We start from the raw sequence: 8,123 nt of genomic DNA, 5'->3' as shown, positions 1-8,123 counted from the left end.
GCCGCCGCGCCGGCTCAGGTGTTCCCCGTCCAGAACTTTCCGGGCGGACGGCATGTGGTGCGTGGGCCTCCGGCCGTCGAGCAGGTCCAGGAGCAGGGCCGCCGTCCAGGAGAAGTGGTTGCTACCCACCCCGGCACCGTCGAACGGCGAGTAGTACTCATACAGTCCTTCGGAGCCCGCAATCATGGAGATCGTGTCGGTGCGCAGCAGTTCGGCGAGCTCGCCGCGGCCGGCACGGTCGAGCCCGTCGGCGAGCAGCCAGTTCATGTTCACCCATACCGGACCCTGCCAGTAGCAGCGTGGCTGGAAGTCGGGATCGTCAGTGGGGGTGCTGGCGATGCCGTGGGTGGGCCAGAATCGCTGCGCGGTCATTCGGGTGACAAGGTCCTCGACACTGGCGGGGGGCACGACACCCGCGTACAGCGCGAGGAAGCCGGCGATCGTGGGCCTTCGGATCAGCTTGCCGGAACGTGCGTCACGGCTCCAGTACATGCCGTCGGCGAACAGGGTGGCGAACGCCGCCCTGGTCCGGCGGGCCGAGCGCAGGAGCTGATCGGGCAGCTTCTCGCCGATTTCGGTGGAGATGTCGCGCAGGTGGTCGTTCGCGCGGGCGAGAATCGCGTTGAAGGCAACGTCTTGAACCAGGGGAACACGGGAGGCCCGGATCCGGCGGAAGTCGTAACGGGCGTCGCGTAGCTCCCCGACCAGGTGGTAAAGAGTGAAAAGGTCGGTAGCGGACAGTCGCTGGTCGGCTGGGACCTCCTTGTTGTCCCGGCGCAGCGCGTCGAGTGCGCTGTCCCCGTTGAGCCGGCGGATGAGCTTCAGGGGGATGGGAGCCGCACGGCGCGTCAGCTCCATCCAGGTGGGAGTGTTGTCCATCCCCGACTCCCACGAGTGGACGAGGGTGACCAGCCCGGTGTCGTCGGGGTCGCGTTCGCGGTACAGCCAGCAGTGGTAGCGCACCAGGCCCGGGTAGACCGCGTGGTAGAAGTCCCGTCGCCGGGCCGGGTCAAGCACCTCGCCGATGCGGACGACGGCCTCGGCGATCATCGGAGGCTGGGTGACGCCGGTCGTCTGCACCTGCCCCGGGGCGGTGTTGACAAGATCGGAACGCCACCGGTCGGGCCCGGCGTGGTAACTGCCGGACCCGGAGAAGATGACATGCGGGATCATGCCGTTGGGCCATTGGCCCCGTAGCAACGAGAGGATTTCCCGGCAGGCCCGCTCGGGGTCGACGCAGCGAAGTCCGATGGCGATGAAGCAGCTGTCCCATAGCCACTGGTGGGGGTAGAGCGTCGGGGACGGTCGTGTCGCGTCGCCCAGATCGTTGTCCTGGAGCACCCGGATCGCGGACGTTCGGAGTTCGGCGAGCACCTCGGACGACAGGACCGGTAACGACATCGTGCGAGGGTACCGGGGGACGCGAACACCGCCCATCAGATTCCGCCTGTGCGTCCCCGGCCACGTCGTTGCCAGTTGTTGCCGGTCGTTGCCACGGCGGTTGCTCCAAGCGCCCGGTAACAGGGGCGGGTGCCAAACCCCGCGGCCCGACCCCCCTGTTGTCAGTTGCTCTAAGTGACGATTGTTACGGTCCGTCTGTCATAATTGTGGTCATGTTGATGGATCGTCGTGGCTAGTCTTGTTCTTGCCTCGCGGATATGGAGAGCTGAAGAGATAATTAGTTATTCGTGACACACCGGCCGATCTGCGGAGTACTCTTCGCGACAGCGGGTGCAGCGTCCCGAGGGTGAGGGTCTACACTGCTTCGTAGACCCGGCGATCGCTTACGTCCGGTTGTGTCTGAACGCGGAATGGGAGAGACGTCTCCAGACGTTGCCCATACGTGCAAGCACCAAGACCCGCCACCCGCACCGACCTTCGGATCTGCTACTGATGACGCTGCCTGCCCTGGAACTTCATGAGCGCCCCGACGAGCCGCGTACGCGTGCCGTGAGCACGCGACGGACTCGTCGGTCATCCACTCCTGTACGCACGGCTCCCAGCCGCGGCTTGGCCGCCGTGCCCGATGATACCGACGAACTCGACGTTACTCAGGTCGCCGAGCTCGTCGCGCGTGGACGTGAGTCCGGCGAACTCAGCCGTGCCGAGCTTCGCGAGGCACTGGAGACCGCCGATCTCGGTCTTGAACTGCTGCCTGTCCTGGTCGCCCGGCTGACCACACTCGGGGTCGAGGTTCTCGACGAGGAGGAAGCACCGGGTGGGGCTCCTGTCGCGCGTGCGACGTCCGAGCACGCCGGAACCGCCGACCTCGTCCGCATGTACCTGCGTGAGATCGGCAAGGTGCCCCTGCTCAACGCCGCGCAGGAGGTTGAGCTGTCGAAGCGGGTCGAGGCCGGGCTGTTCGCCGAGCACAAGCTCGACACCGATCCCGACCTGGCCCCGGATCTACGGCATGACCTGCAGACCCTGGTCCGTGACGGGCATGCGGCAAAGCAGCAGCTGGTCTCGGCGAACCTGCGCCTGGTCGTTTCGGTCGCCAAGAAGTACAGCGGCCGGGGAATGACCTTGCTCGACCTGGTCCAGGAGGGCAATCTCGGCCTGATCCGCGCGGTCGAGAAGTTCGACTACGCCAAGGGTTACAAGTTCTCGACCTACGCCACCTGGTGGATCAGGCAGGCCATCGGTCGGGCACTGGCCGATCAGGCCAGAACCATCCGGATCCCGGTTCACGTGGTCGAGCAGATCAACAAGATCACTCGGCTGCAGCGGCAGCTCGTCTCCACGCTCGGTCGGGAGCCGACCGACGAGGAGCTGGCGCTGGAACTCGACATGCCGATCGAGCAGGTCGTCGAACTGCGGCGGTACGCGCAGGACACGGTCAGCCTGGAAACCGCGGTCGGCGACGACGGCGACTCCGTTCTCGGTGACTTCATCGAGGACGCCGACGCCACCTCTCCCGCGGACGCCGCCTCCTACGGCGCCATGCAGGACGAGATCGAAGGTGTGTTGAACGGGCTCACGCCACGTGAGCGCGAGGTCATGCGGCTGCGGTTCGGCCTTGCCGACGGCAAGCAGCACACCCTCGCCGAGGTGGGTAACCGCCTGGGGCTGACCCGGGAGCGGATCCGCCAGATCGAGCGTGACACCCTGCGTGAACTGCGCAAGCCGGCGGTCGCGAGCAGGTTGCGGGAGTTCCTCGACTAGCGCTTCCTGTGCCTTGTGCGAGACCGAGAGCCCCTGCCCGGGTGGTAACCGGGCAGGGGCTCTCGCGTTGCACCGACCCGCTTGGGCGGGTCCGGTCCATGGATTCCATCCGAGGGAGGCGGGGTCAGCGTGTTGTCGGCGGCACGAACGGCAGCAGTGCCTGGGGATTGGCGACGGCACCGAGGCTGACCGCATGATCCAGCGGTTCGCCCAGCAGCAGCCGCCTGATTGGTACCTCAAGCTTCTTGCCGTTGTGGGTATGGGGAATCTCGGCGATCCGTTCGATGCGGTCGGGCACGTGACGTGGACTCAGCTCGTGACGGATCGTGGTTCGCAACATCTGGGTGAACGCATCGTCGAACACCGCGTCGTCGGCCAGGCAGACGTAGAGGACGAGTTCACCGGGCCGGTCGGCGGTCGAGGTGTCGATGACAAGACTGTCGGTCACACCAGGGGAGCTCTCCACCACCTGATACAGCTCGGCGGTACCGATCCGGACTCCCGCGCGGTTGAGCGTGGCGTCGGATCGGCCGTGTATGCACACGGTTCCGCGGGAGGTGATGCGTGCCCAGTCACCGTGGCGCCACACGTCCTCATAGGTCGAGAAGTAGGAGGCCCGCAGCAGCGAACCGTCGTGGTCTCCCCACAGGAAGATCGGCATGGAGGGCATGGGAGCGGTGATCACCAGCTCGCCGACCTCGTCGACGACCTCTTTGCCCTGCTCGTCGAAAGTGGCCACTGCGCAGCCGAGCCCGCGCATGGGGGTCTCTCCGGCATGCACCGGCAGAGTCGGCAGGCCGAGCACGAACGCCGTGCACACTTCCGTCCCGCCGCTGATGGAGGACAGCATCAGGTCGGAGCCGACGGACTCGTACACCCAGGCGTAGGTCTGCGGGGACAGCGGTGAACCGGTGGACCCCACGGTGCGCACCGCCGAAAGGTCGGCAACCTCGCGGGGGACCGTGCCCGAGCGCGCGCATTCGGCCAGGAAACCCGGGCTTGCCCCGAAACAGGTGACGCGGGCGGCCTCGGCGAGGCGCCAGAGAGCTCCCAGGTCGGGAAACTTCGGGCTCCCGTCGAAAAGCACCACGGTCGCGCCGACGAGCAGGCCGGAGACGAGCAGGTTCCACATCATCCAGCCGGTGCTCGTCACCCACAGGAAGCGGTCGTCCGGCCCGAGGTCGAGATGGAGCACCAACGACTTGAGATGTTCGAGCAGGATGCCGCCATGGCCCTGCACGATCGGTTTGGGCTGTCCGGTCGAACCGGAGGAGTACAGGATCCACAGGGGTGCGTCGAACGGGAGGCGATGGAAGGCCGGGATGGCGTCGTCGCACCCGGCGAGCAGGTCGTCCCAGGCCAGGACGGCCGGCAGGCCAGTGGCGCGGGCACGTTCGAGCGCGTCCGCGGCCAGGTAGGGAACGACGACGGTCGCGCGCAGGTCGGGTAGCCGTTCGGCCACCTTGGCGAGAACACCGAGTGTGTCGAACGACTTCCCACCGTATGTGTAGCCGTCGACGCCGATGAGTACCGCCGGGCGAACCTGGGCGAAACGATCCGCAAGGCCGGTAGGCCCGAAGTCGGGGGAGCAGGACGACCAGATCGCCCCGATCGCGGTGGTGGCAAGCATCGCCACCACCGCATGGACACAGTTCGGCAGCACGGCGCAGACCCGGTCGCCCGGTCCCACCCCCAGCCGCCGCAGGCCCGCCGCCGTGGCCGCGACCTCGCGGCGCAGTTCGTCCCAGGACACCACGGCCGTGGTGGCGTCCTCGCGGACAGCGATCACCGCGGGTGCCGGGCCGTGTCGGGTGAGGGCGTTCTCGGCGTAGTTCACCCGGGCGGTCGGGAACCACCGGGCGCCCGGCATCCGCGCGTCCACGAGCGCGGGTCCGTCCCCACGTTCGCCCTCGACCGCGCAGAAGTCCCAGATCGAGTTCCAGAAACCGTCGAGATCCTCCACCGACCACTGCCACAGGGCGGTGGCGTCGGTCAGCCGTCGGCCTCGTTCGGCGGCCAGCCACTCGAGATAGGCGGTGACTCCGGCGGTGCGGACCCGTTGCGCGGACGGCGTCCACAACAGCCGTCCCTCGATGTCCGTATTTGCCCCGGTGCCTGATGCAGGTCCGCGTTCGTTGCCGTGTTCAACAGCCACGGAGTCAGACCTTAACGAATCCCGGGCTTGTCCAACGTCTGTGGAAGACCGGAAAACATCACGCCACGTGGCCGTCGCCGGTGTGGTCGCGAAACGACGTGGCGGGTCCGGAACCGTAACCGTAAAGATCACGGGAGATGCGGCCCGACGTGGGCACGGGACACCGGCCTGTCGGAGGGGCGGTCGATGTGCCCTGGAAATTCGGTGGGGCCGATGTGAACAGGTCGGGCCGGCTACTGTCGGGACATGGGTGGTTCTGCGCGGTCGGACAATCCGGTCTTCGCTTCCATGCGCATCGCTGCCTGTTGTGCCACCGCAGTGAGGCTGGTGGCAGTGGAAGGGGCGCGGGCGGGCCATAACCATGCCGTGACCATCGCCGCCGGGCTACACCATGTGATGCGTGACCGTGCGATGCGTGCCACCACTGTCGGTCGAGGGACAGCGCGCATCCCGTCTGGACCAGCACAATCTGGCACATGAGGTGTGTTTCGGACTGTCGACCGACCAGTGATGTGCCGGCCCACGGTGGGGCGTGACGGTGATCCGACACCTGCAGCCAGCGGTGATCCAGTGCCAGGAGCAGGTGGTGATCTAGTGCCCGAAAACGTCAGAGGTAGGGCCTTGGGAACAACGCTGCCACACCGGCCACAATCTTTTCCCATGACAACCCCGTTCCTTGAGGAGCCTCCTGGACATCCGCAGGCCGGATCGGCGGGTGACCGAACCGCCTGGAACGAGGCCCACCGGGTGAACGGCACCGACGGCACCGGCATGGACGGCACCGGCATGGACGGCGACGACGATGACACGGGTGCTGTCGGGGAAGAGTTCGAAGGAGCGGGCCCGGGGAGCCCACCCGGCGTCCATCAGCCGGTTCATGACCGGCGTGGCGCACATGATCCGACCGGCGCGCCCGGCTGGGCCGGCGTACCGGACCTGACCGGCGCGCTCGCTTCGGTGGAGTCGACCATCGCTTTGCTCGAGGCGCTGTTCGCCCAGGCGCCGGTCGGCTTCGCCTTCTACGACACCCGAGGACACTACCTGCGGGTCAACGACGTCCTGGCCAGGCTGAACGGACGGACGGTCGGCGAGCACATCGGCCGCACCATGCCGGAGCTCCTGGGTGACATCGGCCGTGAGATGGACCGCTTGCTGCAGCGGGTGCTCACCACCGGTGATCCTGTGGCCAACCTCGAGGTCAGTGCCGCGACCGGCGGTTCACAACCGTCGCAGATCTGGACGATGAGCTGGTTTCCGGCCACGGACGCCCATGGCGTGCTGCTGGGTGTGGCTCTCGTGGCCACAGATGTCACCAGGATCAGCGACGCTCGTCACCAGCTGGCCCGCGCTGAGGCCCGGTACCGGGCGCTCGCGCAGGCCGGGGACGCGGACGTGTTTCATGCCGGTGCCCGGGGTGCCCTGGACGTGGACATGCCGCGGTGGCGGGCCGTCACCGGCCAGAGCCTCTCGGAGATCGCTGGGGCCGGGTGGCTCGCCGGGGTGCATGCCGAGGACCGTGACCGGGTCGCCGACGCCTGGCGCAAGGCTGTTGAGCAGCGCGCTGTTTTCGATGCCGAGTTCCGGCTCGACGCCGCGGACGGCACGGACCGGCTGCTTGTCATGCGGGTCATTCCTATTACGGAAGGTGATTATCCGCTCGAGTGGATCGGTATCAGCCGTGACGTGACCGAGGTACGTGCCGCTGAGGCGGTCCGCGGTGCGTGGGCGGCTCACGCGCATGGCACGACCGAACGAACTGAACGAACCGAACGGCTTCGCCTGGTCACGGCCGCACTGTCACGTGCGGTCACCATCGACGAGGTAACCGCCCTGGTGCTGGACGCCGGGCGGCAGGCGTTGGGGGCGAGCGGCCGGGGGGTCGCGCTGGTCGACGAGGCCGACGACTGCCTGCACTTTCGATCTCTGCTCGGCTACCCTCCGCACTTCGTCCACGCGTGGTCCGGGATCGGCCTCGGCGCGGTCCACCCGGTGGCGGAGACGGTCCGCAGCGCTCGGCCGCTGTTCCTGTCCGACCGGGAGGAGCTGACCGCGCGGTGGCCTGCGCCCGAACCTGCCGCAAGTCTGTCCGAGATCGACGAGTGTGCCTGGGCGATCCTTCCACTGGCTACCACCGACGCGCCGTTCGGCGTACTGATCTTCGGGTTCCGCGCTCCCCGTGAGTTCTCCGCGGTGGACCGCACGTATCTGACCGCGCTCGCCGACCAGTGTGCCAAGGCGCTGGAGCGGGCAACGCTGTTCGAGCGCGTTCTGGCCGAGGCCCAGTCCAGCCGCCGGGCGGAGGAGACGGCCCGCACGGCCGAGGCTGCCGCCCGGGAAGCCGGCCGTCGCCTCGAGCTGCTCGCCCGGGCGACCGGGGCGGTCGGCAGCGCACTGGAGCCCGAACGCGCACTGCGGGCGCTCACCGACGTCGTCGTGGGTGAACTCGCCGACTCGTGCGCGGTCTATCTGGTCGAGTCCGGTCCGGTCGGCCCGGATGCCGCCGACCCGACCGGCGCGCCGGCCGGGCCCCCGATCCTGCGGCGGGCGGTTGCCTCCGTGCGTCCCGGTCTCACCGGGCTGCCGATGCCCCGGGCCCGCATGGGCCAGTGGCCGCGGGACAGCCCGGTCAACCTCGCCGCGCTCACCGGACGTGGTCACATCGCTTCGCTGGAGGGGGCGTCCTGGCTGTCGTCCACCGACATGGCGCGGTGGATGCGGCATGTCGGCGCGCACACCCTCGCCGCCGTGCCGTTGATCCTGCGTGGCCAGGTGGCTGGTGTGGTCAGCCTGATGGCCGCCGGTG

At 68.0% G+C, this 8,123-nt stretch carries 4 protein-coding genes; 2 read left to right on the top strand and 2 right to left on the bottom strand.

The genetic code is table 11. The features are described 5' to 3' along the window. Nucleotides 1-1,401, bottom strand: a 1,401-nt coding sequence (locus DD1DGNOD_RS21035; RefSeq protein ID WP_131770895.1) for an amylo-alpha-1,6-glucosidase, incomplete at its 3' end; no start/stop codon positions are given. Between the two features lie 492 nt (nucleotides 1,402-1,893). On the opposite strand from DD1DGNOD_RS21035, the gene DD1DGNOD_RS21030 reads away from it, so the two are divergent. After that, nucleotides 1,894-3,165, top strand: a complete 1,272-nt coding sequence (locus tag DD1DGNOD_RS21030; RefSeq protein WP_131768231.1) for an RNA polymerase sigma factor — start codon at nucleotides 1,894-1,896, stop codon at nucleotides 3,163-3,165. Nucleotides 3,166-3,289: 124 nt separating this feature from the next. Here DD1DGNOD_RS21030 and DD1DGNOD_RS21025 read toward each other — a convergent pair whose 3' ends face one another. Next, complete coding sequence (locus DD1DGNOD_RS21025) at nucleotides 3,290-5,320, bottom strand: acetoacetate--CoA ligase (protein WP_131768230.1); 2,031 nt, start codon at nucleotides 5,318-5,320, stop codon at nucleotides 3,290-3,292. Nucleotides 5,321-5,980: 660 nt separating this feature from the next. Between DD1DGNOD_RS21025 and DD1DGNOD_RS21020 the strand changes: the two genes are divergently transcribed. Further along, on the top strand, nucleotides 5,981-8,123 hold a 2,143-nt coding region (locus DD1DGNOD_RS21020), incomplete at its 3' end, for a PAS domain-containing protein (RefSeq protein WP_206443349.1).

Origin of the sequence: Candidatus Protofrankia californiensis, from assembly GCF_900634765.1 — a bacterium.
GTDB lineage: Bacteria > Actinomycetota > Actinomycetes > Frankiales > Frankiaceae > Protofrankia > Protofrankia californiensis.
The sequence above is the reverse complement of the archived record's forward strand: the minus strand, read 5'-3'. Positions and strand labels throughout refer to the sequence as shown.